The organism is Aquiflexum gelatinilyticum, from assembly GCF_024813435.1.
Taxonomy (GTDB): Bacteria; Bacteroidota; Bacteroidia; order Cytophagales; family Cyclobacteriaceae; genus Cognataquiflexum; species Cognataquiflexum gelatinilyticum.
In genome coordinates this window covers 931,904-957,028 of sequence record NZ_JANAEZ010000001.1, presented here as the reverse complement: position 1 = coordinate 957,028, position 25,125 = coordinate 931,904, and the positions used below count along the sequence as shown (strand labels likewise).

20 protein-coding genes are annotated in these 25,125 nt (G+C 39.8%); 6 read left to right on the top strand and 14 right to left on the bottom strand.

Annotation, left to right across the window (positions count from 1 at the left end):
* From NK987_RS04045 to NK987_RS04035, 3 genes are read right to left on the bottom strand one after another with little or no spacing between them, the layout of a single operon-like run.
* Nucleotides 1-1,362 carry a vanadium-dependent haloperoxidase gene (locus NK987_RS04045; protein WP_259262816.1) on the bottom strand — a complete coding sequence of 454 codons (1,362 nt, stop codon included), beginning with the start codon at nucleotides 1,360-1,362 and terminating at the stop codon, nucleotides 1-3.
* Between the two features lies 1 nt (nucleotide 1,363).
* Nucleotides 1,364-4,693, bottom strand: coding sequence for a VCBS repeat-containing protein (locus NK987_RS04040; protein WP_259262815.1), 3,330 nt, complete (start codon nucleotides 4,691-4,693; stop codon nucleotides 1,364-1,366).
* Between the two features lie 40 nt (nucleotides 4,694-4,733).
* Nucleotides 4,734-5,972 (bottom strand): ROK family protein, encoded by a 1,239-nt coding sequence (locus NK987_RS04035; protein WP_259262814.1) that lies wholly within the window; start codon nucleotides 5,970-5,972, stop codon nucleotides 4,734-4,736.
* A gap of 237 nt (nucleotides 5,973-6,209) precedes the next feature.
* On the opposite strand from NK987_RS04035, the gene NK987_RS04030 reads away from it, so the two are divergent.
* On the top strand, nucleotides 6,210-6,731 hold the full coding sequence (locus NK987_RS04030; RefSeq protein WP_259262813.1) for a cupin domain-containing protein: 522 nt from the start codon (nucleotides 6,210-6,212) through the stop codon (nucleotides 6,729-6,731).
* Nucleotides 6,732-6,764: 33 nt separating this feature from the next.
* Here NK987_RS04030 and NK987_RS04025 read toward each other — a convergent pair whose 3' ends face one another.
* From NK987_RS04025 to NK987_RS03995, 7 genes are all read right to left on the bottom strand, one after another.
* The gene (locus NK987_RS04025) at nucleotides 6,765-8,117 is read right to left on the bottom strand and encodes a DUF6600 domain-containing protein (RefSeq protein WP_259262812.1); all 1,353 of its coding nucleotides are present in this window, start codon (nucleotides 8,115-8,117) and stop codon (nucleotides 6,765-6,767) included.
* Between the two features lie 211 nt (nucleotides 8,118-8,328).
* Nucleotides 8,329-8,502 carry a Lacal_2735 family protein gene (locus NK987_RS04020; RefSeq protein ID WP_258421645.1) on the bottom strand — a complete coding sequence of 58 codons (174 nt, stop codon included), beginning with the start codon at nucleotides 8,500-8,502 and terminating at the stop codon, nucleotides 8,329-8,331.
* Between the two features lie 45 nt (nucleotides 8,503-8,547).
* The gene (locus NK987_RS04015) at nucleotides 8,548-10,128 is read right to left on the bottom strand and encodes a toxin-antitoxin system YwqK family antitoxin (RefSeq protein ID WP_259262811.1); all 1,581 of its coding nucleotides are present in this window, start codon (nucleotides 10,126-10,128) and stop codon (nucleotides 8,548-8,550) included.
* Nucleotides 10,129-10,776: 648 nt separating this feature from the next.
* Nucleotides 10,777-11,775, bottom strand: coding sequence for a 3-oxoacyl-ACP synthase III family protein (locus NK987_RS04010; protein ID WP_259262810.1), 999 nt, complete (start codon nucleotides 11,773-11,775; stop codon nucleotides 10,777-10,779).
* A 144-nt stretch (nucleotides 11,776-11,919) separates the two neighbouring features.
* Entirely contained in the window at nucleotides 11,920-12,822 is a 903-nt protein-coding gene (locus NK987_RS04005; protein ID WP_338021190.1) for an MBL fold metallo-hydrolase, read from the bottom strand.
* Nucleotides 12,819-13,517, bottom strand: coding sequence for an SOS response-associated peptidase (locus NK987_RS04000; protein WP_259262809.1), 699 nt, complete (start codon nucleotides 13,515-13,517; stop codon nucleotides 12,819-12,821). Before NK987_RS04000 ends, NK987_RS04005 begins: the two co-directional genes overlap by 4 nt.
* Nucleotides 13,518-13,537: 20 nt before the next feature.
* Entirely contained in the window at nucleotides 13,538-14,497 is a 960-nt protein-coding gene (locus tag NK987_RS03995) for a YheT family hydrolase (protein ID WP_259262808.1), read from the bottom strand.
* 123 nt (nucleotides 14,498-14,620) lie between these two features.
* Between NK987_RS03995 and NK987_RS03990 the strand changes: the two genes are divergently transcribed.
* Together NK987_RS03990 and hslV are read left to right on the top strand one after the other, a co-directional pair.
* Nucleotides 14,621-16,324 (top strand): pyruvate dehydrogenase complex dihydrolipoamide acetyltransferase, encoded by a 1,704-nt coding sequence (locus NK987_RS03990; protein ID WP_259262807.1) that lies wholly within the window; start codon nucleotides 14,621-14,623, stop codon nucleotides 16,322-16,324.
* Nucleotides 16,325-16,493: 169 nt separating this feature from the next.
* Nucleotides 16,494-17,036 carry an ATP-dependent protease subunit HslV gene (gene hslV, locus NK987_RS03985; RefSeq protein ID WP_113924262.1) on the top strand — a complete coding sequence of 181 codons (543 nt, stop codon included), beginning with the start codon at nucleotides 16,494-16,496 and terminating at the stop codon, nucleotides 17,034-17,036.
* A gap of 219 nt (nucleotides 17,037-17,255) precedes the next feature.
* Here the strand turns inward: hslV and NK987_RS03980 are convergent, their stop codons facing one another.
* The 3 genes from NK987_RS03980 to NK987_RS03970 all read right to left on the bottom strand — a co-directional run bounded on the left by NK987_RS03980 (nucleotide 17,256) and on the right by NK987_RS03970 (nucleotide 18,697).
* Nucleotides 17,256-17,582: a helix-turn-helix domain-containing protein gene (locus tag NK987_RS03980; protein ID WP_259262806.1), complete on the bottom strand. Its 327-nt coding sequence runs from the start codon at nucleotides 17,580-17,582 to the stop codon at nucleotides 17,256-17,258.
* 13 nt (nucleotides 17,583-17,595) lie between these two features.
* Nucleotides 17,596-17,970 carry a type II toxin-antitoxin system RelE/ParE family toxin gene (locus NK987_RS03975; protein WP_317047882.1) on the bottom strand — a complete coding sequence of 125 codons (375 nt, stop codon included), beginning with the start codon at nucleotides 17,968-17,970 and terminating at the stop codon, nucleotides 17,596-17,598.
* 214 nt (nucleotides 17,971-18,184) lie between these two features.
* Nucleotides 18,185-18,697: a hypothetical protein gene (locus NK987_RS03970; protein ID WP_259262805.1), complete on the bottom strand. Its 513-nt coding sequence runs from the start codon at nucleotides 18,695-18,697 to the stop codon at nucleotides 18,185-18,187.
* Nucleotides 18,698-18,888: 191 nt separating this feature from the next.
* On the opposite strand from NK987_RS03970, the gene NK987_RS03965 reads away from it, so the two are divergent.
* The gene (locus NK987_RS03965; RefSeq protein ID WP_259262804.1) at nucleotides 18,889-19,554 is read left to right on the top strand and encodes a TetR family transcriptional regulator C-terminal domain-containing protein; all 666 of its coding nucleotides are present in this window, start codon (nucleotides 18,889-18,891) and stop codon (nucleotides 19,552-19,554) included.
* A gap of 11 nt (nucleotides 19,555-19,565) precedes the next feature.
* The gene (locus NK987_RS03960) at nucleotides 19,566-20,885 is read left to right on the top strand and encodes an ABC1 kinase family protein (RefSeq protein WP_259262803.1); all 1,320 of its coding nucleotides are present in this window, start codon (nucleotides 19,566-19,568) and stop codon (nucleotides 20,883-20,885) included.
* 36 nt (nucleotides 20,886-20,921) lie between these two features.
* Here NK987_RS03960 and NK987_RS03955 read toward each other — a convergent pair whose 3' ends face one another.
* Nucleotides 20,922-23,618 carry a DUF7133 domain-containing protein gene (locus NK987_RS03955; RefSeq protein ID WP_259262802.1) on the bottom strand — a complete coding sequence of 899 codons (2,697 nt, stop codon included), beginning with the start codon at nucleotides 23,616-23,618 and terminating at the stop codon, nucleotides 20,922-20,924.
* Nucleotides 23,619-23,866: 248 nt separating this feature from the next.
* On the opposite strand from NK987_RS03955, the gene NK987_RS03950 reads away from it, so the two are divergent.
* Nucleotides 23,867-25,072 carry a glycoside hydrolase family 18 protein gene (locus NK987_RS03950; RefSeq protein WP_259262801.1) on the top strand — a complete coding sequence of 402 codons (1,206 nt, stop codon included), beginning with the start codon at nucleotides 23,867-23,869 and terminating at the stop codon, nucleotides 25,070-25,072.
* Nucleotides 25,073-25,125: the final 53 nt, after the last annotated feature.

Here is a 25,125-nt window from a genome sequence, read left to right as displayed (position 1 = left end):
TCAGCGTTTAGACTCTAGGCTTAAATCAGCCCTGTTCAGTATATATCGGCCGATTTTATCCCCTTGTTTGACACCTTCCTCTATAGCATCCCGGAAGTGGATTCCACCATAAAGTCTTGAAATGGCAGCTTCATCCGCAGCTTGTGAAAAAGATTGGAAAGGTCGTTCGGGTAATCCAAAGTAAACTTCTGAGTTATCGATAAAATCAAAATTTTCACCAAAGTAGTCAGTTAGGATAACGGCACTTGTTTTTGAAATAACACTGTGACCGCTTGTATATTCAGGAAAAGGGGGTGTTTGCAACAAAGGCTTCCAAGATGGATTTAAGTGTCTTTGAATTGCAGACTCTGGCCTGATTCGGTCTGAATCATACTTTTCTTCCCAACAGCTTATGAATGCATCGTGTAATCCCAATGCCACAAGAGCGTGAATATAAATTGTTTCTCTCCAAGGTATTTTAGCTTTTTCAGCTGCTATTCCTGTGATTCCAATCCAATGGCCTCCAGGAGAAATCTTTTTCAATCCTATGGCCATATGTCCTGAAAAACTCACTTTAAACGGGTTACAATCCCAAAAATTAGCGATCAACTGCTGTTCTTCAGAAAGTGAAGAGGTAACCTGAAAAACTTCATCAAGTTGGGTTTTGAATGGGCTTCCTTCGGTTAGATCAAATTTAGCCGGAGGTAAAGGTTTGTAGGATTTTAACTCCTTTAAAAAGAATGTCCTGATTGTTCTCCATTCAGGTTCAACTGCTGCCATGTAAGCAGGAGGAGTAGGATACCAACTTCCTTGATTTTTTTTAGGGCTATATCTCGTCAAGGAGCTCAATTGTTTGTAACCATCCTTATTGGCCAATTCCAAAACCTGGGAAGAAACCTTTTTGGCAAATGCAATATTGACTTCTAAGTCTTTTTTGGAAATCCATTTTGACTTGAGAAATTTACTGGTCAGGGTTTTTTGATTTTCCTCAAGTAGCTTTCCGGAAGGCATGATATTTCTCCCTGTTTCCAACATAGCATACATCGCAACAAACTCCGGAGAAAGGTTTTTTTCTGTTTCCCCAAAGAATTCAAAATTCTCAATATTGGTTTTGGTCAACAAGTTTTCCTCCATTGAAAGCCCAAGCGCTTGGTCCCAAGCAAGGTGTGCTGCTAAGGTGGTATAGGCATAAAATCTGGCTGCAGCAGGAGGAGAGGCTACATCGGTAACCATAATTTCAGTGATGTGAAAAAGATTTTTAGCAAAAAGTTCGGTTGGAGGATTAGCAGTTTTCTGAGAATAACCTTGAAATGTAAATCCACATAAAATCAAGGTGAATATCCCAATCTGACTTAATCTCCTGCTGTTTTTCACAATATTCATTTCAATCTATCATTTGATAAGTGACAATGCCCCGGTTGTTTATACCGAAATAAAGAAGGGTAGGCTGGGAGGGTAGTTGAAGGATAGACTTAACATCCCCCAAAATCGATAATCCGGATACTTTCTGGCTGATATAGTGAAAATTACCTCTTCCATCTCCTCTAAACAATTGTCCAAAATTGGCATCTATCATTCCGAGTCTCAGCCTAGTATATGTCTGATTTCCCGCCAAAAGTAAATCCATATTGCCATCCCGGTCATAGTCAAACACATGAATGGCATGTATCGGGGCAAATTGAGCCTCGATGGGTAATTGATGGGGAATTAACCTTTCAGATTGGTTTTCAAAATACATGCTCCTCAATTCAGTAGCCTCTAATTTTGATGCATTTGCCAACTGGTCTTTAGTCAAAACTTCTGCTATGGTTGCATTGGAATAACTTTCATAATCAGTGAATTTGCTTCTAAATCCGTAAACTTGATCCAATAATTCATCTCTACTTGGAAATGGATAAGGTTTACCTTGCAAGTAACTGACCAAAATGGGATCGGTGGAGGAATTTTCGTCGAAATCCCCAAAGTATAATCTCAATGGTTCGGAACTATTGGTTTTGAATTGTGAATTCAATCCAAAATTTCCAGCCACTATATCCATGTCGCCGTCATTGTCAAAATCCCCGATTTCAAGACTTGACCACCAACCTTTGGTATCATTGCCAACCCATTTTTCGGTCACATCTGAAAAATAAATACCGCCTTCGTTGAGATAAACAGTAAGCGGCATATATTCTCCGACAAGTACCAAATCCTGAAACCCATCCTTGTTTAAATCCAATGATACAGCATCGGTAACCATTCCGATTTTTCCTTCAGCAGGAAGGTATTGACTGGATAAATCTGAAAATTTACCATTCCCATCATTGATCAATATATAGCTTTGAGGGGTTTGTGGATATTTTCCGGGAATGACGCGGCCCCCAACAAAAAGATCCAAATTACCATCATTGTTAAAATCAGCTGTTGAAACTGCAGAAGAACTTGTCAGCATTTTTGGAAGGGAATTGGTACTTAGGTGAAGGTTTCCCATACCGTCATTGATGTATAACCTGTCCTGAAGAGATTCCTCATTGGACAAATAATCATGATAGCCTCCGCTGCAAATGTAAAGATCCTTAAATCCATCCTTGTTGGCATCAAAAAAAACAGCATCTGCATCTGTAAATTCACTTTCAGATTTAAATGAATCCAAGGGTTGCCAAGTTCTGTTTGAAAATTGGAATACTTTTCCGGGAGAGCCTTTTGTTCCCCCCACAAAAATCTCCTCCATTCCATCTGCATTGAGGTCAGCCGCTGCCATTGTAGGGCCTACATATGATGGCATTTCTAGAAGTAAAGGTTGACGCTTGAAATCATTGAAACCATATTCTTGATGAATAAATGGAACCTGACGAGTTATTGGGGTGAAAATTGGATCCTGTTTTGTTGTAGGAATTCTTGTTTCTGACAAGTTGGTTTCTTCAATTTCCGAAATGCGATTTATTGCTATTTCCTGTACTTTCTGGACATTTCCTTTTGGCCAGGTAACCACTACTGAATCTACTTTTGATTTTTCACCCAAACCAAAATGCAACTTTGGAGAAACAGAAGATTGGAAACCACGGGTTGGCATTTGTTCGAGGTATTGAACCTCTCCAGCACTATAGACCGCAACTTTTGCTCCTATTCCCATAGTGTTTGGTGCAATGCCTTTCAAATTGATCTGAATCCAGTTTTGATTTTTTCCACTGTATTCGCGGTATTTGTTTTCGTAGACAAAGGCAGCATGATTCTGATTATTTACCACAAGATCAAGCTGACCATCATTATTCAGATCGGCATAAGCTGATCCACTTGAGAAATTTGGAGAATATATTCCCCATTCTTTTGATTTGTCTTTAAAAATCAGATTTCCCCCATTTTCAAAGATGTAATTCGAAACAGGAGTAGAGGTCATGCTAGTAACAAGTTGAAGGGTATCCGCTTTTTCTTTGGCAACTGCAGATTTGAAATAATAATCTCCCTTGTACTTCAAAAAATCGCGGTTGGTATAGTCTCTATAATAACCATTGCTGATAAAAAGGTCCTTATAGCCGGAGTTAGTGGCATCAAAAAACAAAGCAGACCAACTCCAATCTGTATTGGAAATACCGGAAAGTTGACCGATTTCACTGAATAAGCCATTTCCATGGTTGAGGTGAAGCATATTCCGCATGTGTTGGTGATAAAAACCTCGGTTTACCATCAATGCGTATTGCTCGTAGTTTTCAGGGCCGTAAAGCAGTTTTTGCCTTTTATTATCTTCAGGAAGCATGTCCAAAGTAAAAATATCCATCAACCCATCATTATTGACATCTGAAATATCGGACCCCATAGAAAAATGCGAGATATGCTGAAGCATATCAGTCATCCGGTCAGAAAATGTGCCATCCCCATTATTGATATAGAGATAATCAGGCTCTATATAATCGTTGCTGACATATAAGTCCATCCATCCGTCTCCGTTGATATCTGAAGCAGCGACCCCAAGTCCAAAACCTAAGGCTGTACCCTTGATTCCTGCCTCTTCACTGATATCCTTGTACTTCCCTCCGTCATTTCTATACAGCTTATCCCCGGCAAAGGGATGCCTTACCGCTCTGGCTTGGTCAAATTCAATTTCATTAATTACTTCGATGTGATGATTCAGAAGAAACATGTCCAAATCACCATCTTTGTCAAAATCAAAAAACAAGGATTGGGTACTATTGGAGGGATCGTCTAAGCCGTAGGCGGCAGCTTCCTCCTTAAAAGTCAGATCTCCTTGATTGATATAAAGTTCATTTCTTCTACTGTCAAGATTACCGTTACCCGAATAGCAGACATAAATATCCAGCCAACCATCGGCATTGATGTCTGCCATAGTAACACCTGTTGTCCAGGATTTTTTTCCTTTGATACCTGATAATTTGGAAATGTCTTTGAACTTGAAGTCACCCTGATTGAGATAAAGGACATTGTCGGTCATATTTCCGGTGAAAAATATATCTTCAAGACCGTCATTGTTGATGTCTCCTACAGCGACCCCGCCACCATTGTAAAAATATTCATAGGTTAAAATATTGTTTTTTTGGTCTTCCTTGAGGGTATTTGAAAAAGTCACTCCGGTTCTCTTTTGCGGCAATAGTTCAAAAGCACCTGTTTTGTTTTTTTCTGTTCCTGAAAAGAAAAAAAGACCTACGCCAAAAATCATAAGCAACAAAAACATGACGGATTTTGACATTTCCTGCATCATATTTCTTCTCAAGTAATTCATACTTCCTGTAACTTAATAAGCAAATGGAATTGACACGGTCTTAGAGGAGTACATCGTCAAAGATTTTCTCATTGACCACAGCCACGCCTCCCAGCAGCCCCACTTCCTTACCGAGCTTATACAGTGCCAATTCGGTATTTTCCCTTGCCTTGGCCATGCTGTATATGTTCAAAGCCTGCTGAATCGGGGTAATAAGGTATTGTTTTGCCTCTGCAACAGATCCTCCAATGATAATCATTTCAGGATTAAGGAGCTGAATGAGAATGGAAATTCCTCTCCCAAGATCCAAGCCAACTTCTGACAAAATCGTGATTGCTCTTTGATCTCCTGCTAAGGCCGCATCTACCACTAAGAAAGGTTCTATCTCATTGTTGTTTTCCCTTACCATCCGAGACAATATGGAATCGCTGTCAGTTGCAATTGCTTCTTTGGCCATTCTTACGATGGCTGTACCTGAGGCAACGGATTCTAGGCAGCCTTTTTTTCCACAAGTACAAGAGATGTCGCTTGAATCAAAAATAGGGGAGTGGCTAAATTCTCCTGCAAAACCCGAAGCGCCCTGGTAGATTTTTCCGTCGATGATAATCCCCAAACCAATTCCCCAACCGATAAATATTCCTAGGACATTTTTGTAATTGTCTTTCTGGCCAAATTTAAATTCGGCCAAGGTCATGGACCTGGCATCGTTTTCCAAAAATACCCTTCTTTCAAGTTTAGCCTCAAAGTTTTCCACAAGGCTTTTCTTTCCAAACTTCAGGTAAGTATGGTTGATTCCATGGATTGAATCGATCAGACCTGGCATTGAAATGCCAATGGCAATGATTTTTTCATCAGGAATCCCGGATTTATTTTTATGGGCCAAAATGAAATCACAGATCTGATCAAAAGTTTCCTTTTCGTTATTGAGTGTGATTTTTATGGTTTCAGCTTCAGTGACTGCTTCATTGGCACTGTTATAAATGGACGCTCTAACCCTGAATTTGTTGATATCCACAGACAAAACGTAAAAAGCATCTCCAGCCAATTGGTATAGGTCTGGTTTCCTGCCGCCTTGTGACTCTGCCCTGCCATTTTTGATCACTTCTCCCGAAGACATCAGATCTCCAAGAAGGGAATTGACTGTGGGTAAAGAAATTCCTACTTCTACACATATTTCGCCCGCAGTATTACTTCCTTTTGTATAAAGGTTTTTTATCAATTTTAATTTGTTGGTATAACTTTTAGTCTCTACCACACCCTGGATTTTTTCCAGGTTTTTTTTAGGGTTTATTAGGTTCATTGTTTGGCGTTAAGAAACCCAATTAAATGATTTTTTAAAGCATATCAAAAGGGCTTACTATAAAAAATCAATTATCAATGGTAAATTGTTGTAATTTCTATTCAAAATTGTATGATTTAGATGGTGGGTTATAGAACTTTTTGTTTTATGCCCTTATTTATGGAATCCCCTTTTTCAAAATGAAAATTTTATAATACATTCAAATTTTAAAACTTTACTCATTTGAACTAAGAAAAGATGCAGCAACTGGATTTAAATGCAAAGTCAAGCCCAAAGAAAATTTTTGAAATGCTTGAAAAGGAAGTAGAAGAAATGGGATTTGAAATTGAACAAAAGGATTTAAACAGACCTTGGGGCGGATTTTTTGTTATTTCTGAGAAGCAAATAACCGAATTTAAAAAAAGGTTTTTTCCTGAACTTATCTTGACACAAAGCCAGATAAATCAAAAGCTTAGTCCAAAATTTCTGATAGTGGCTCCTGAAAAAAGGCTTTCATGGCAATATCATTTCAGAAGAGAGGAAGTCTGGAAATTGGTTGCAGGTACTTCGGGCCTTGTCAGAAGTAATACTGATGAACAAACAGATCCTTTGGAAATGAAAATTGGGGAATTGGTGATTTTGGATAAGGGAGAAAGGCATCGGCTTTTGGGAAAAGACAATTGGGGTGTAGTTGCTGAAATCTGGATGCATACAGACCCACAAAATCCCTCTGATGAAGAAGATATCGTCCGATTGCAAGATGATTATGCAAGAAAATAAAAAGAGGCCTTAAAGGCCTCTTTTTATTTTGGTTTAGTTTCCACCTCGGCCACCACCTCTAGATGATGAAGCAGGTCTACTGCCCGAATTCGACTTTTCATCTGAACTTCCCGCCGGCTTGGTTTCCTGTCTTGAATTTACAGCAGGAGCACTTTGTCGACTTGGAGTAGGTTGTCTTTTTATGACTTCTTGGCTTCTTTGGTTAACCTGTTGTCTTGTTGACTCTGCTTGCCTTTTTGAATTTTCTATAGATCTGGAAACATCAGGTTTTTGAGATTGCGAAGCTTGGGACGATCTGGAATTTCCATTTGCTATAGTTGGTGCCGCATTTCTTGATCTTGTAACAGCATTAGGAGCTTGTTGAGGTCTACTTTGAGTTCTTGGCTGAGGTTGTTCATATGAATTACTTCTGCCTGAGTTCTGACTGGTTCTAGATGGACCTGTGGTTTCATATTGGCCAACATTCGAGTTTTCTTGGGTATTTCTTTGGATTCCTCGATCTTGGGTCACCTTCCCTCCATTTGATCCCCGTGAAGATTGTTCTTGAATACCCCTAGGTGAGGTTGAAGCAGACCTATTGCCCATGATGGATTTTTCCTTGTATTCCTCTGCGGTAAATACTCTGGAAGGCCTTGGGCTTTCCCTTTGTTCTTTGACTTCCCTTACTTCCGGTCTGTAGACGCTTATCCTGTTGTTTTGTACAACTGTTCTTCCTGGTTTGGCAGAGTCACTTACTTGGTATACAGGTACTACTGTCCTTGTGGATCTCTCAATATCTCTTCTGGAAGGTCCTGAATAATAGGTGTTATTGTTATACACATAAGTATTTCTGATAACAGTCGTTCTTTGGTAGATATGAGATACATAATAGGAAGGTGCACAATACCTGAAGAAATTACGTGATCTAAACCTTCTCTGTGGGACAAACACCCAATAGTTTGAAGGAATATAAAAGGAGACATTTACCTGAAGTCCCGGACCTAAAGGTGCCCAACCATAATAACCTCCGCCTGTTCTCCAATTGACCCAAGCTGGTCCCCATTCATAACCCGGAACCCAAGCCCATCCTAAATAATCATCCCAAAACCACCGGCCATAATGAAAGGGTGCCCATCCCCATTGGTAGTTTGATACCCATGTATTTCCGAAATTTGTCATTTCCCAATACCCATTTGTTCCATATGGGTGAAATCCTTGTTCTACAAAAGGTACCCATACATATCCATAAGTTGGATCCATGACCCAATCACCGTATGGGCTCAATTCATTGTAAAACACCTGAAAGGAAACACCATGGAAAGGAGTAGCTTTGGATTCCTGGTTTAAAACCATTCCCAGCCCAATTAGGGATAGGAAAAATAGCCGGTAAATAGTTGACCTTTTCATAATTATTTGGTTTAGTTACTTGCTGGGTTTTACGGCAGTTAAAAGAATTAAGTTTTACAATTCAGTGTATGTTAAAATAAAATATTTTAAAAAATCGTTTTAGCAATTTTTTATTTTATTGTCACCAAATAAAAATCACCAGAAAAAGTAAAAAAGTAATTGAAAGCAGTCAAAAAATAAAGCCTGATAGAATCCTATCAGGCTTTATTGACTATGCTTTTTTCTTAAGTAAGTCAATTTTTTTAGCAATTTCTTCGGCTTCTGCAGCCATCTTATCTGCCAAGGTCCTATTGCTATGAGATATTTTATGGGCTTTCTCTAGCATTTCCTTATAACTGTCCTGAAGTTTTTCTAACTCAGTTTTTTTCTTGAATAGTCCAAACATGCTTTTTCTTTTAAAACTGTCAGAACTCAAAAGTGTTTGATAAAATCAAAAATTGAATCCTGATACAAAAGATTCCTGATTTTCAACCACAATCTCGTCTTCTTTATAGTTGATGACTTGCTCTAGTCGTCCGCTGATGTTGTAGTATTTCCAAGGTCCATCTTTTTTACCATCTTTCATCTGTCCTTCCGAGGCTTTTTTTCCTGTATCATGATAATATATCCAAAGCCCTTCAGGCTTTCCGCTAAGGTATGTTCCTTCGGATTCTTTTGTGCCATTGATATAATAGGTTATTCTTGTGCCGTTTCCGTCTTTGAGAGTACCTTTTTCCAATGTTTTGTCCCCTTCATAGGAAAAGTAATCCCCGACATTGTTTAACCTGCCGTTTGTCCAATATTCTTCTTGGGTCAGCTGTTTATTATCATAAAACAAGCCCCAAGTTCCATCTTCAAAACCTAAGAAATAACTTCCCACAGATTTTAATTGACCGCCGTCATAGTAATAAAACCATTGTCCGTTTTCAGAGCCTAAAGTATATTCACCTTCAGCAATCAAAATCCCGATTTTATTGAAATACTTCCAAAGACCTGTTTTTAAATCATTTTTGTATTCACCTATTGAGTAAATAGCTCCTTCAGGGAAATAGCTTTTCCAAAGACCGTCTTTGCCTCCGTTTTGATATTGTCCCTGTACAGAAACATTACCATTGGGGTGATTTTCGATGTAAGTACCTACAGGAAGGCCCAATTCATATGTTTTTCTTTTGGAAAGGGCCCTATTTGGAAAATATTCCTCCCAAGTCCCTACTGGAAGGTCATTTTCATATTTTTCTATTCTTGCCGTTCTTTTGTTTTCGTAATAAAATTTCCATTCACCAGACTTGTTCCCAAGATCATCATAGAACTTTTCAGATTCAATGGTTCTTGTTCCCGGGAAATATGTCAACCATTTCCCAATTCTCCTTCCATTGGCAAATTCTCCTGTTTCTTCAACTATTCCACCAAAAGAATACCTCGTAAATTGACCATGCGGTACATCGTTTTTATAATTGACCTGAAGCATGATATCTCCATCAGGAGAATATTCTATATGTGGCCCTTCTACTTTCCCGTTTTCATAAGTCTGTATGACTGCAAGGTCTCCGGTGTTGTAAAATGTAACCCATTTTCCGTGTCGGTTTCCATTGACATATTGCCCTTCAATTTTCACTTGTTTGGGATTGACAAAATCAGGTTGACCCTCTCTTCCATAAAACTCCCGGTAGGGACCGACTCTGACACTGTCATTAAATACCATTTCTGTTTTTAGGTTGCCTGTCCTATCGTATTCTTTATAAAATCCATTCAGCCTGTTAGCACGATATTCAGCTTCGATATGTTTGTTGGAATTGGGATGAAAACTGACCGTGACACCTTCCCTAAGACCTTGGCTAAAAGTTATGGTTTGAACAAGGTTTTTTGTCTTGGTGTTTTGAAATCTCCAAAGACCTTCCATTTTCCCATCTCTCAAAACACCCGTTCCGATCAATGAGGAATCTGAGTTGAAAAGCGATACCAGATTCTGATTGTCTTGGGCAGTGGTACTTAGAGAAATAATGAGGAAAATAATTCCAAAAATATATTTCATATAGGTTGGCTTCTTGTTTTTGTTGACTAACGGTATCCTCACAAATGAGGTTCTAAATTAGCGCTAATTGTGAAATAAGGAAAGTTTTAATTATGATTATCTAAGATAAACCTAATTTCCCTTTTTAACATTAAATGGCTTTTGGAAAATTCCTGATCTAAGTCAATCTGTTTAAAGATTTGATAAAAATCTTTTTTTTCAGAATCAGCTTGAATATTTGAGGATGAAAGTATTCCGTGATTTCCAATGATTTGTCCATATGCCCAAGGTGAAGGGTGGTTACAATCCGCAAAAGTTTTTAGAAGCGTTTTGATTGATCGGGAATTTTTAACAAAAGTTAGGTTTCCGAAATAGATAAAAATAAAAAGACCATTTCCCCACCAATTTAAAACCCTGATATTGAATCCTGTTTGGTCATCAAAATCCCTTACAATATCAAGAACCTGATAGGGTAAATTTTCCAAATTATAGCCTTTGGAAACTTTTGTTCCTTTGGAATCCGCATGAAACTTTAACAATTCGTTTTGCGGAAATTCATTTGCAAGGTCATGAAAGAGCTCTTCTATTAGACTTGATTGTGCATTGATTTTGTGAAACAAGGTTTTGTTTGTTAACAAATCAAGATCAAATTCCCTTGCAGACATTTTCTTACCAGTTCAGCAAAGCCGAAGCCCACGTAAATCCACTTCCGAATGCTGCCAAGCAAACCAGGTCACCTTCTTTAAGTCTTCCTTGTTCAAATGCCTCACTCAAGGCAATGGGAATGGTTCCAGCAGTTGTATTGCCATAATACATGATATTGTTGAACACCTTTTCGTCAGGCAATCCAAGTTTGTGTTGAATATAATTGCTGATTCTTAGGTTGGCCTGATGGGGAACAAGGAGATCAATATCTTCTTTGGACTTCCCATTTGCTTCCAATGCTTCATTAATTACTTCCGAAAACCTCACCACAGCGTGTTTGAAAACAGCATTTCCATTCATTTTGAGAAAAAAGTCACCCCGGTCAATCATTTCAGTTGAGATTCTGACTTCTTGACAACTACTTGGAGAGGAGCAATATAACTCTTCAGCATGGTCCCCGTCTGCATGAAGGTGGGTAGAGAGAATTCCGGATTTTTCAGAATTAGTTCTGCTCAAAACCACTGCACCTGCGCCATCTGCAAAAATTACCGCACTTGACCTGCCTTCGTCACTTTTGTCCAAAGCCGAAGACTGGATCTCACCGCCTACCACGAGGATGTTTTTATACATTCCTGTTTTGATAAATTGATCTGCTATCGAAAGAGCATAAATAAATCCTGAACAGGCATTCCTTATATCCAAAGCTCCGATTCCCTGCATGCCAAGTTCTCTTTGTAACAATACACCCTCTCCGGGAAGAAAGTAATCTGGCGTGATAGTGGCAAAAACAATAAAGTCAATGTCTTTATTTGTGAGTCCGGCTCTTTCTAATGCAATCTTCGAGGCATTTACTGACATACTGGCCAAAGTGTCTTTTCCGGGAGTAAACCACCTTCTCTCCTGTATTCCGGTCCTCTCTACTATCCATGCATCATTAGTATCCATGATGGTGGATAGGTACTCATTGGTGATGATTCTATCCGGAACATAATGTCCTACTCCTGTTATTTTGGATTTATACATAGCAGTAAAAGTATCTTGGGTTTTGAGGAAAGTACTTAATTGGTACAGGCAAATATCCTACTTCCTTTTTTGAATACCAAAAAACAAAATTTAAACCGCCTTAGAGAAAGTAAATCATACATGAATGGAAGAAATGTGGGATTATTACAGCCTTCCCTGTGCCTTTAATTTCCAGTACCTGTACAACCCAGCCACTGACATCCAGCTTGGGTTAGCATATTCATAGGTATGTATCAATTCAGGGGAACATCCCTCTTTCAAAAATTGTGAATTGGAATATTCCATAAAAAGTGGTACAACTTCCGCCTGGTCCACATTTTTCTCATAATATGGTTTTATCCATTCCGCCCAGTCGTCAAGCTTGTAGGAAAGGCTATCCAAATGGTAGTCTACTGCATCGATGATTCCAAAATGAGTAAGGTACAATTCCTTTGGCTTTTCGCTTTTGATGATGGCAAGGGACTTTTTCCATTCTTCCAGATTGATATCAGGTGGAGGGCAGGGAGGCATCACCGGGCCTCCGGCGATCTTGACGCCTGCCACATCGCCTGTAAATATGATATCACCCATTTTCCAGGCTATGTGGTGGACAGCATGTCCAGGAGTGTGGAGGGATTTAATTTTTGTGGTACCGAATTCAAGTTCTTGCTTGTCTTCTACGCTGACCAATTGGTTGGTTGGGATAGGTTTCATTTTCCCCCAAAGCCTGTCCATGTCATCGCCATAAATTTGGGAAGCAGAATTCCAAAGTTTTTCCGGAGAGCCTAAATGTGGCGCGCCAAAAGGGTGAACATAAATTTTTGCCCCGGCTTCGGCTAGCTTCCACGCAGCTCCTGCATGGTCAAAATGGATATGTGTCAACAATACATGCTTGATATCCTCGAGAGTATATCCGCACTTGGATATCCCGCGGCTAAGTTGGTCAAATGTACTCGCCGGGCCGGTTTCAATGAGTATAGGACCTTCTGTGGTTTCTACCAAAAAGCTTGCGATGGCATCTTTCGTCTTTTGAAAATGCAGGTCAATGATTTTAATTTTTTCCATCATCCGAATAAGGTGTAATTCCCAAATTGGTCCATTGGGGATGTTTTGCGGATTATTCCGGGACTGTCGTTTGTGACCTGATTTACAAGCGGAGATACTGTGTAGCTCAACATGTCATCTGCCGAGTAGGTTGTCAGCATTTGAAGCAGGTTTGATTCCGAACTGTATTTGTCAAGCCACTTTTTCTCGTCTTCTTTTTTCAGAATAACAGGCATCCTGTCATGAACCTCGGAAACAAGCCTGTTGGGTTCGGTTGTCAAAATCAAAAAGGTATGGTTAATTTCCCCTTTTTCGTTTTCATATTCTTCCCAAATACCCGCAAAAGCGAAGGCTTCATTGTTGGCCATGGTGAAGCGATACGGGACTTTGGTTTTCTTCCCCAATTTTTTCCATTCATAAAAACCGTCTGCAGGCACCAGGCATCTTCTTTTTTCAAAAGAAGATTTAAAAGAAATTTTCTCATGTACCGTTTCTGCCTTGGCATTGATAAATTTTTGGGAAACAGGTTTGTTTTTAGCAAAATCCGGGGTAATTCCCCAATAAAAAAATGAAAATCCTTTTGGGCTTTCGGAAGTGATGACCGGCACAAGCTGGGTCGGAGCGATGTTGAAACGCGGTTTGAAATCGACCAGAATCTCTGCCTGAAATCTTTCTTCCAATTCAATTTTACTTTTGCTGAGGGAATATCTGCCGCACATGTTAATGGTTTTTCTGAAAATTACTGATCTGATGTGATAAATTCAAACGCCCTTTTTTCGGACCAATAAATATCGGCCTTCTTTCTCGGACTAAAGCCAACATGTCCACCATATTTTGGAAAATCCATCCATACCTGTTCTAACTTTCTTCCCAAAGATATTGGGAAGCATCGGTCACTTAGAAATGGATCATTCTGGGCATTCAGAATCAAAGAAGGGACTTCAATTTGATCAAGGAAATACAAGGAAGAATTCTGCTCATAATAATCGTGGGCATCATCAAATCCATGCAATGGGCCGGTATAATGATCATCAAAATCCTGAAGTGATTTGATCTTTCTCAACATGCCGGTAGGGATTTCATCAGGAAATTTCATTGCTTTTCTGATAACTTTTTCTTTTAAGGTTTTCAAAAATCTCTTGGCGTACATGATATTTTCTCCTGTAGAGATTTTAATGCATGCGGATTCTAAGTGCAGAGGAACAGAAATAGCCACGGCTTTTTTGATTTTTGGAGTTCTGGCTCTTTTTTCTCCAAGGTATTTTAAGGTAAGATTTCCACCCAAACTGAAACCGATCAAATAGACGGATTCATATTTTTGGGAAGCATGTCCCACCACAAAATCCAGGTCATAAGTGGCTCCTGAATGGTAAAAAATAGGTTTGTTGTTCAATTCTTCACTGCATCCGCGGAAGTTCCAATTAAGCACATCAAATCCATTTGCAAAAAAATGTCTTGCCATTCCCGTCATGTAAGGCCGCTGACTATTTCCCTCCAATCCATGGCTTATTATGATCAGTTTTTTGGAGGAATTTCTCAACCAATCCAAGTCCAAAAAATCCCCATCAGGGGTATTAACTCTTTCTCTTTCAAAAGGTAAGGAGCGTGGATCTCTGAATAAACTTGGGATTATGGTCTGCAAATGACCATTGAAAAGCCATTTTGGATATTCGTAATCTGTTTTTTTTACAACAGGCATTTTAAAACAAAATCATCAATTCTGAACTTATCAAACCTGAAAATACTACTATTATATTTGAATCTAGACATTTTAAGAACTATTTTTGGACTCCTTAAAATTTGACTAGGATATAATCAACTTATGGCCGAGATAATACGAATGCCCAAAATGAGCGATACCATGGAAGAAGGGGTGATCGCAGCGTGGTTGAAAAAAGTAGGAGATGCAGTAAAGCCAGGAGATATACTTGCTGAAGTGGAAACCGATAAGGCCACCATGGAACTTGAATCTTATGAAGAAGGTGTTTTGCTATACATCGGTGTTGAGGAAAAAAACGCTGTGGCAGTCAATGGGGTAATTGCCATTATTGGAGAAAAAGGTGAAGATATAGATTCCTTACTAAAGGATATAGAAGGTGGTGATGCACCCACTCCTAAAGCTGAAGAGAAAAAAGAAGAAAAAACTGAAACTCCTAAGGAAGAAAAAGCTGCCCCTGCTCCTCAAAAAGCTGAAGCTCCAAAGGAATCTATCGATGTCTCCGGGATCAATGCGACCGTATTGACCATGCCTAAGATGTCTGATACCATGACCGAGGGCACGATAGCCTCTTGGTTGAAAAAAGTAGGAGATACCATCAAATCCGGTGATATCATAGCAGAAGTAGAGACTGATAAGGCCACGATGGAACTTGAATCATACGATGATGGAGTATTGCTTTATATCGGTGTGGAAGAAGGTAATGCTGTCGAAGTTGATGGTGTTATAGCTATTGTTGGTGAAAAAGGTGCTGATTATGAGAAATTGCTAAAGGCTCACAAAGCAAAATCCGGAGGTGCAGAAGCTCCTGCTCCTGAGGAGAAGAAGGAAGAAAAGCCTGCTGCTACTGAAGCAAAAGCTCCTGAAACCAAGCCATCAGAAACCAAGCCTGCTGAAGCTTCTGCTCCAACCTCATCATCTGAAAACGGACGGGTTATAGCTTCTCCCTTGGCCAAGAAAATGGCTTCTGACAAGGGAATAGATATTGCTTTGGTAAAAGGAAGCGGTGAAGGTGGAAGAATTATCAAAAGAGATGTGGAATCCTTCGATCCAGCCTCCGTAAAACCTGTCGCTTCTCAAGCAACAGCTGCTACTAGTGCCGCAGCTTCAGCACCTGCATTGGGTCAGGAATCTTTCAGAGAAGAGAAAGTTTCCCAGATGAGAAAGGTCATTGCCAAGAGATTGGCTGAAAGCAAGTTTGGCGCACCGCATTTTTACCTTACCATGGAAATCAACATGGATAAGGCCATCGCCTCAAGACAGAGTATGAACGAAGTTTCTCCGGTGAAAATTTCCTTCAATGATTTTGTGATCAAAGCTTCAGCAATGGCTTTGAAACAACATCCAAAAGTGAATTCTTCTTGGTTGGGGGATAAAATCAGATACAATGACCATATCCATATCGGCATGGCGGTAGCCGTGGAGGAAGGATTATTGGTTCCTGTGATCCGATTTGCGGATATCAAGTCATTATCGCAGATTTCTACCGAAGCCAAGACATTGGGAGGGAAAGCCAAAAACAAAGAATTGCAACCGAAAGATTGGGAAGGGAATACATTTACCATTTCCAACTTGGGGATGTTCGGAATCGATGAGTTCACAGCCATCATCAATCCACCTGATGCATGTATCCTAGCTGTCGGAGGGATCAAAGAAACCGTGATCGTGAAAAACGGTCAGATGCAGATCGGAAATATCATGAAAGTGACGCTTTCCTGTGACCACAGAGTAGTGGACGGAGCTGTCGGTTCTGCCTTCTTGCTTACTTTGAAAGGTCTGCTCGAAGATCCCGTCAGGATGTTGATCTAACAGAAAAAACAAATACTGTCAAAAAGTCCTGTTTTCACGGGACTTTTTGCTTTTGTATGGTTGTTGAGGTTAGAAGGTTTTAAAAGTTAATAGGTTGAAAAGTTGTCGGGATGCCACCTTCGCTCTTCAATCTCATGTCTCACGTCTCATATCTCTTGTCTAATAAATAATGGAAAAAATAAAATCAACAACCGTAGTCGCTATCAAACACAACGGGGAAGTAGTCATCGGTGCAGACGGTCAGGCTACCTTAGGAAATACAATTGCAAAAAGCACGGTCAATAAAATCAGAAAATTACAGGGTGGAAAAATCGTCACAGGATTTGCAGGTTCTACCGCAGATGCATTTACCCTATTGGAGAAGTTCGAGGAAAAGATGGGTGCTTATGGCAACAACATGAAAAGAGCTGCTGTAGAACTCGCCAAAGAATGGCGGACAGACCGCATGCTCAGCAAACTTGAAGCCATGATGATAGTGGCTGATGCGGTGGATATTCTCATTATTTCAGGTAACGGTGATGTGATCGAACCGGACATGGAGATCGCTTCCATCGGTTCGGGAAGCATGTATGCCCAATCTGCGGCCAGAGCCCTCAAGAAATTTGCTCCCCAACTTACTGCAGAAGAGATGGTCAGAGAAAGCCTAGGCATCGCTGCCGATGTCTGTATCTACACCAACCATAATCTGGTGGTGGAAAAAGTGGTGAAATAATTTCTTTTAAATTTTGCCCTTCGACAGCGCTCAGGGAACGCATTTCATAAAAAAAAGTAAAGGAGGAGAATGGAATGGGCTTCGCCCTTTTATTCTCCCCCCTCATTGAATTATAATTGGACCCTGAGCGAAGTCAAAGGGATATTTTTTGAATTTTTGTTTAATATCTATAAAGTGTCGTAAGTCTAAAGGCACATATCGAATTGGATTACCATCCTTTCATGCGAGTTTAACAAAGTTATCTTCAAGTTTTACGTTAAAGTTTATCTCTGCTTTCAAAGCTTTAAACACTTTCAAAATGGTATCAATTGTAGCACTGTTGGCACTGCTTTCAAGTTTGGAAATTTGGGCTTTTTGCACGCCAATAAGCTTCCCAAGTTCTTCTTGTGTCAAATTCCGTTCTTGCCTAGCTGCTTTGATCATTTTCCCCAAAACATCCATACGAAGTTCATATTCGTATTCGTCACGGTCAACCGTTCCTACTTTACCGATATACTTGTCCTTCATTTCGGCAAGCGAGTATGTCTTGATCTGTTTGGTTGTCATATGATTAATTTTTCTATTTGTTTCGAAAATAATTATCCTTTAATCTAATTGCTCTGTCGATTTCGCTTTTTGGCACTTTGTCAACCTTTTTTATAAAACCATGGGTCGCAACAACCAAAGTTTTTTTGTTATTTGATTTATCCCAAAAGGCAAGAAGCCTAATTTGAAGTCCTGCGTATTTTGTACGAAACTCCCAAATGTCATTTTGAAGTTTCTTTAAAAGTTTTGGGTCATTGGTCTGTTCAGCAAGGTCAATATTGTAAAAGATTTTTTTGATGGCCTTAAGATCAAGTCCTGAAATGAACTCGTTTGCTTCTTCTAAAAATTTTGTCTCGAAATACCTCATTAAATATTTGTTAAACATTACAAAAATACATAATGTTTCCATATTTAGAAACCTTAATTAAAATTATTTCTCTCAGCTTTTAATTTTCGAAAGACCTTTTGAATGTGATCATTCAGAATGTCTTTTTTTTGGTTTTTGGAAATTTCTGTCTTCTCAACAATGTCCTTGGAAAATCAACAGGTTTCGTTGTCAAAAGTTGAGGAAATTGTTTTTTTTATTGAAAGAAAGAGAATTAAAAGGATACCAATTCTTCTAGTCAGGAACAAGTTGAATAGCTATTTGCGCAAAGGCTGTCCCTGTGAATCCAACCTTTTTTTCTTACTCCTTCGTAATTAACAACTATAAGAACCCACTCCTTTTTAAAATCTAAAATTGTGATAAATCCTGGATTCCAATTTTTCAGGAGAATTTTATTTTCTTCCTCTATATTCGGATGAGAATACAATAACAAATCCATTGGAAAACGTTCACTCTTATGGTACGCTCCCACATAATCGGCAGATTTTATCCAACCATTTAATTGTTCCTCACTCATTTCTAATCCTATTTGCACTCGGAAAAAGTCCTTCTTAACCTCAATAATTTTAAGGATAATTAGATTTTCGGATATCGTGTCGTTTTGGATTGTTTCAATGAATTTGCCTTTCGGATTATCATAGATTTTTACTTTATCGATAAATTTCCAATTAATAACTGCATCCAATCCTTCATTTTGAGAGAAAGATAAGAAGCTGTGAATTAGAAAAATTGTTATAAAACTGATTTTCATGAGCGCTTTGTCTTCAACTTGCTTTCTCTTGACTATTGGAAAAGCCCTCCAATTTAAAAACCCTTTCCCCATTTCTATAGACCCAACCCCATAAAACTAAAATAATTTTTTATAATCCTGTTGGATTTGTGCTGCTTTTCTAAACTTCATATCCCTTTTCTAGGTTATGTCTCCAGTAAACAATACCAACCATGGAAAAAGCACCCGCCAAGAAAACTGCCAAAGTAGATCAAAAGACAAAAATCATAACCGGATACGTCGAATACGTATTGGAACACGGTAAGCAACCGGCTTCGGTATTCAAGTTTGCCAAGGAATTGAAGATGAAAGAGGAGGAATTTTACACCTACTTCACTTCTTTCGAATCCATCAAATCAGCCGTTTGGGCAAAGCTTTTTGACGACACCATCGGAAACTTGGAATCTCAGGAAGTTTATAAAGAGTATAGCGCCCGTGAAAAACTGCTTGGTTTTCTGTTCACTTTGGTGGAAGAACTCAAGAAAAACAGGTCATATCTGCTGTCTCTGTACGGAGGCAACAAAGGCATAAAAAATATCCTTCCCACTGAAGCCAAAACTTTCAGGCATAAGTTCAAGGACTTTGCCAATGAGATCATTTTGGAAGGAAAAGAAACGGAAGAAATCGCAAGCAGACCGATCATTTCAGACAGATACGATGAAGCACTTTGGCTTCAGGTTTGGTTTGTGTTCCAGTTTTGGATCAAAGACAGTTCCCCTTCATTCGAAAAAACAGACGCGGCCATTGAGAAATCCGTCAACCTTGCTTTTGACCTTATGGGAAAAAGCGCCATTGATTCTTTCATCGATTTTGCCAAGTTTTTGTACCAAAATAAGTAATCAGTAACACCATGGAAAGCAAAGTGAAGGAGCAACAGAGTATCCCAACATCCAAAGTACAGCGTGCGGCGAAGTTTATCAGTACAGGTGCCAAAGTCGGAGGCAATTACATGAAGCATTATGCCAAAAAGGTCGTCAACCCTTCGATGACGAAGGAGGAGCTTCATACCAACAACGCCACCGATATCTACAATTCTCTGAGTGAATTGAAAGGTTCTGCTCTCAAAGTGGCGCAGATGATGTCCATGGACAAGAATATCCTCCCAAGGGCTTATCAGGATAAGTTTACCATGGCGCAATACAGTGCACCGCCTTTGTCTTATCCTTTGGTAGTGAAGACTTTTCAAAAGTATTTTGGAAAAAGTCCGGAGCAGATTTACGATACATTTACCCGGTCAGCGGTCAATGCCGCCTCCATCGGTCAGGTGCACCAAGCGATCCAAAACGGCAAAAAACTCGCAGTTAAAATCCAATATCCCGGTGTGGCGGATTCGGTAAGTTCTGATTTGAAATTGGTTCGTCCTTTTGCCTTGCGTCTTCTCAATATGAATGAAAAGGAACTCGACCACTACATGGCGGAAGTCGAGGAGAAATTGTTGGAGGAGACAGATTATGTACTCGAAGTGCAGAGATCTAAAGAAATCTCCGGTGCCTGCAGCCATATCGAAGACCTCGTTTTCCCGACATATTATGAAAACCTGAGCTCTGACCGCATCATCACGATGGATTGGATAGAAGGAAAGCATATCAAAGAATGGCTTGAAACCAATCCTACCCAAGAGCAAAAAAACAGAATCGGGCAGGCACTTTGGGACTTTTACCACCATCAGGTGCATAATCTGATGCAGGTTCACGCCGATCCACATCCTGGAAACTTCATCATCCAAAACAATGACAAACTCGGAATCATCGATTTTGGCTGTGTCAAAGTCATACCTGAGGATTTCTATAAAGGCTATTTTTCATTGATCAAAAGGGAATTATTGATCAATGAGGATGAATTGAATGAGATCTTCTACGGGTTGGAATTTATCAGTGACAAGGATACTGACGTAGAAAAAGTTTATTTCAAGAATATATTCAAGGACATGATCTCTTTGTTGGGGAAACCTTTCCATGTGGATACTTTCGATTTTGCGGACAACAGCTATTTCGAGCAGATTTTCCAATTGGGAGACAGGATTTCCAATGACAAGATGTTCAGAAAATCCCGTCAGGCCCGCGGTTCACGTCACGGTTTGTATATCAACAGGACTTATTTTGGAATTTATAATCTGTTGAATCAATTGGAAGCCAATATCGTCACCACCAAGCCGGAATGGCTGAAATAATGTACATTAGTTTTCTTTGAATTTCAGTAAAGGGGATTATCTCGAAAATATCGTCAGCTTTTTCATGGACCAAGGATGGTCTCCTTTACTGTTTGTTTCTATTTTTAGGAAGCTTGATTTTCCCTGAGGTTCCCAAGTCAATGTATTTAACCCAGGTCTTCCTTTTTCCTCTGCGACTTTGGTCCAAGAATTCCCATCAGAAGAAATAAATACTGAATAGCTTATAGGGAACTCATCTTTTCCTGAGTCAAATTGAACCTCCGTCAGGGGTTGGGGATTAGGCAACTGGACTATAAACCACATCCCCGGTTCTTGTGAAGTTTCTGTTTTCCAGCCTTTAAATGAAAATGCATAGGATGGATCTTTTGTCGAACCCACCCCTGACAAAGCTGTGCTACTTGCCTTTATTTTCCAGTTGTCCTTATAGTTTAATGACTTAGGAATTTCCCCCATCAACTCCTCAAAGGTATATGGGTTTTTTCTTTTTGCTGTTTCCGTTCTGATTTTGGAGACGAATTCGGGAGTCACAAATGTCCCTGTGTTTCCAAAATCATTTCTAATATAGGAAACAACCGATGCGATATACGCATCGTCGTTGGAATCCATAGCAATCATCACCCCTTCGTATTCTTTGGAATCAATTGCGCCCTTTAGCCCATGCAGCATTACTTTGACGGCATATTCGGGATGACCCAGGATTCTTTGCGAACCTGAAAAAGGAGGTGCGATCAATCGGCCTTCTCCGGCTGGCGATCCCAAACCTTTTGGCCCATGGCAGGTCGAACAGTAATTGTCATAGATAGATTTTCCTTTTACAAAAAGAGCCAACTCATTTTTCTCAAATCTTGTTTCCGATGCTTTTTTGGCCTCCTCCATTTTCTCCAAGAGTTGACTTCCGATAATCTGGATCCCATTAGAAGTATTTTTTTTCATTGTTTCTTTGATCAATTTCTCCAATTGATCAATATTGAGGACATTGGCACTCAGTAGGGACTGAATGGCCACCTCCGGATTATTATCCATAGAGGCATTTACATAAAGTTCAGAAATACTTTTGTCTCCATATTTATAAAGTGTCTCTGAAGCACGCAGTCCTTGCATCCTTATTTTGGGATTTGGATCAAGCCAAAATTTCCTGACCAAGTCAGATTTTAATTCCCCCAACCCTTCCAAGGTCCACAGTGCATGAATTCTAGCCAATTCATTTGATGAAGTGCTTGCGATTTTGATCAAATCTGGAACAATGGATTTGTCCTGATTGAGGATAAGAGTTTGTTGGGCCATGTCCCGCCACCATCCATTCGGATGCTCCAAATGACGGATCAATTCCTTGGATGATTCCTCATACATCCTTGGTTTTTGGGTGTTTCTTGGCATGCCTTCAAAGGAAATCCTCCAAATCCGGCCATTGCCGACGATATCATCCATTTGATATTGTTGGATTTTTGTCCGCAGGTAGCTGCCTTCCTGTGTCCATTCTCCTTCTTGGATTATTCCCCGATACATATCCACGATGTAAAGTGTACCATCAGGTGCGGTTGCCATATCCACAGGTCTAAACAATGGATCTGTGGACTGTATAAATTCTGAACTTTCCTCAACATACCTATTTTGTAGATAAGAAAGCCCATCCACTTTTTCTGTTCCAATTCTTCTCACCAACCTTCCTACAGGCTCACCATATATATAATCTCCCACCAGGTCTTTGGGCAGTCGGTCTCCTCTGAATACATCATTTCCGGCTGCTCCTGTCACATTTGACAATGAACCATCCGGTTTTGCTTCCTGCATTCCCGGCTGAAAATCCGCCAAACGAACAAGACTGTAAGGAATTCTAAATCCATCTTTCAGTGCTCCTTTTACCTGGAAGTTTCCATAGACTATTGGAAACTGAAATCCCTGTAAAACCCCACCTGCTCCATCTTGGAAAAAAACTGTACCGTAGTCATCTTGTGTGACTCCCCATTGTCCCCATGGATTTCCGCTTGGTTCCTGTATCACTCCGGTTGGCGTCCACCGAATCCGCTTATTGTTGTAAGTGCTGTACATCCAATTGTCCAAAGCCCAAGTCATAAAGCTGATCTGATGCTCGACATTGCCTGACCTTCCCAATCCGGATGCAAAAAGTTCTTTTTTATCAGCCTTACCGTCTGCATCAGTATCGGTATATCGGTACACATGGTCTTCATTGGATTCCATGGACAAAATGCTGTTTGGGCCAAAAGGAACCACAAACCTTGGAAATACAAGGCTGTCCAAAAAGACAATACCCGTTTCATAAACCCCATCTTCATCCAAATCTTCCCAACGGGAGATGCGTGAGGTAGGTAAAAGTTCTCCAGTGGCATCCAAATCCTGCATATAGGACCTGAGTTCTAGGACATACATCCTTCCATTTCCATCAAATTGGATAGCAGCAGGTTCGCGTATCTGTGGTTCAGATAAGACAGGATTTATTCTGTATCTCGGTTTTAGGATAAAAGATCTCTTTTGTTCATTGGCGGAGACCGGGACGATTGGTGGTTTTGGGCTGAGGTCTATACCTTTCCAAATTTTTGATTCAAGATCTGCCCCTTCAGGAATGCTGATAATAGGGTAGGGCTCAGATAAGCGCTTTGGATCCATGGATTCAGCGGGAGAAACATCAAACGGTGACCTTTCTGGTTTTTGACATCCAAAAGTAAAACCAATCAGAAGAACACTTGAAACAATTATTTTATTCAGATATCCCATAAATGCCAAACATGAAAGCGGTGAATTTTATTTGTAAAATCCTCATGAATCAATCCCTTGTGGAGAATTACCCAAAACTTATTTCAAGTTATTCCAAGATTTGATAGATAACAAACTTAGATTTTACATCCATTTTATATTCAATAGAAATGTTAAAAGTAAAAATATTTGCTTTTTCTTAATTTTATGATTTTTTTCATAAAGTTATTTAAAGTTTATTAAAAAATTCGATCAACCTATTATCACTTATGATTTTCAAAACAAATTCGATTTTGGCTTTCAGTTTGGTTTTTATACTGCTTTTGGGATGTGAATCCAAAACCATCGAGGAAGAAGCTTCCGAAAACCAAAAAACGGCAGTGATGGCATACTATGTGCCTGAGAAGGATTATAAACCCGAACTGATTCCTGTTGAAAAATTGACCCACATCATTTTTTCATTTACCAAAGTAATTGATGGGGAAATGAAATTCAGTAAACCGGAGATTTCAGGGCCTAAATTGGAAGCTTTGGTCAGACAAAAGGAAAGGAATCCGGGCCTGAAGGTGATGGTGGCTTGTGGAGGTTGGGGTGCCGATGGATTTTCGGATATGGCCTTGACTGCCGAAAGCCGGACAAAATTTATCCAAAGCACCAGAGATTTGATAGAGAAATTCCAAGTGGACGGGATCGATATGGATTGGGAATATCCGGGTATTTCTGGAGCAGGAACCAAAGCAAGGCCTGAAGATACCCGTAACTTTACCCAACTGATGAAAGGGCTCAGGGAAATGCTTGATACTTTTGATGAACCTAAGGTCTTGACATTTGCTTCAGCAGGTTGGGAGCGATATTATGATTTTGTAGATGTAAGTGAAGTCATGAAATATGCTGATTTTATGAATGTGATGACTTATGACCAAGTTTCGGGTGAGTCCATTTATACAGGACACCACACACCCCTAGGCCACGTATCCAATGATGACATCAATGGAACTCCTTTTCAGGCACATTTGGACAGCTTGTTTGAGGCAGGTAAAAGTCCTGACAAAGGACCCCGTTCGGTGGAGAAGATTGTTAATTTCTTGATTCAGAAAGGGGTAAGACCTGAACAGATCATCATCGGGGCAGCTTTTTATGGAAGGGTGTGGAAAGGTGTGCCACCAATAAATCAAGGTTTATACCAAAAGAGCAAGGGTATCCATATAGGTTGGCTCGCTTATCATCAGATCCGCAACAGGTATGAATCTGATAGTAGTTTTCAAAGATTTTGGGATGACAAGGCAAAGGCCCCTTACATGTATCAAAGCTTGGATAGCCTGTTGGTTTCCTATGACGATACCGTATCCGTAGCTCTCAAAACCCGTTTTGCCATGAATAATAAACTTGGTGGCATTATGTTTTGGGAACTTGGAAATGACACCAAGGAGTCAGGCAGTCTTTTGGATGCCATCTTTGTCGAATCCCAAAAATAAATAGGTCAACACACCGTTTGAATTGCTTTAACCGGTATTCCATCCTCTTGATC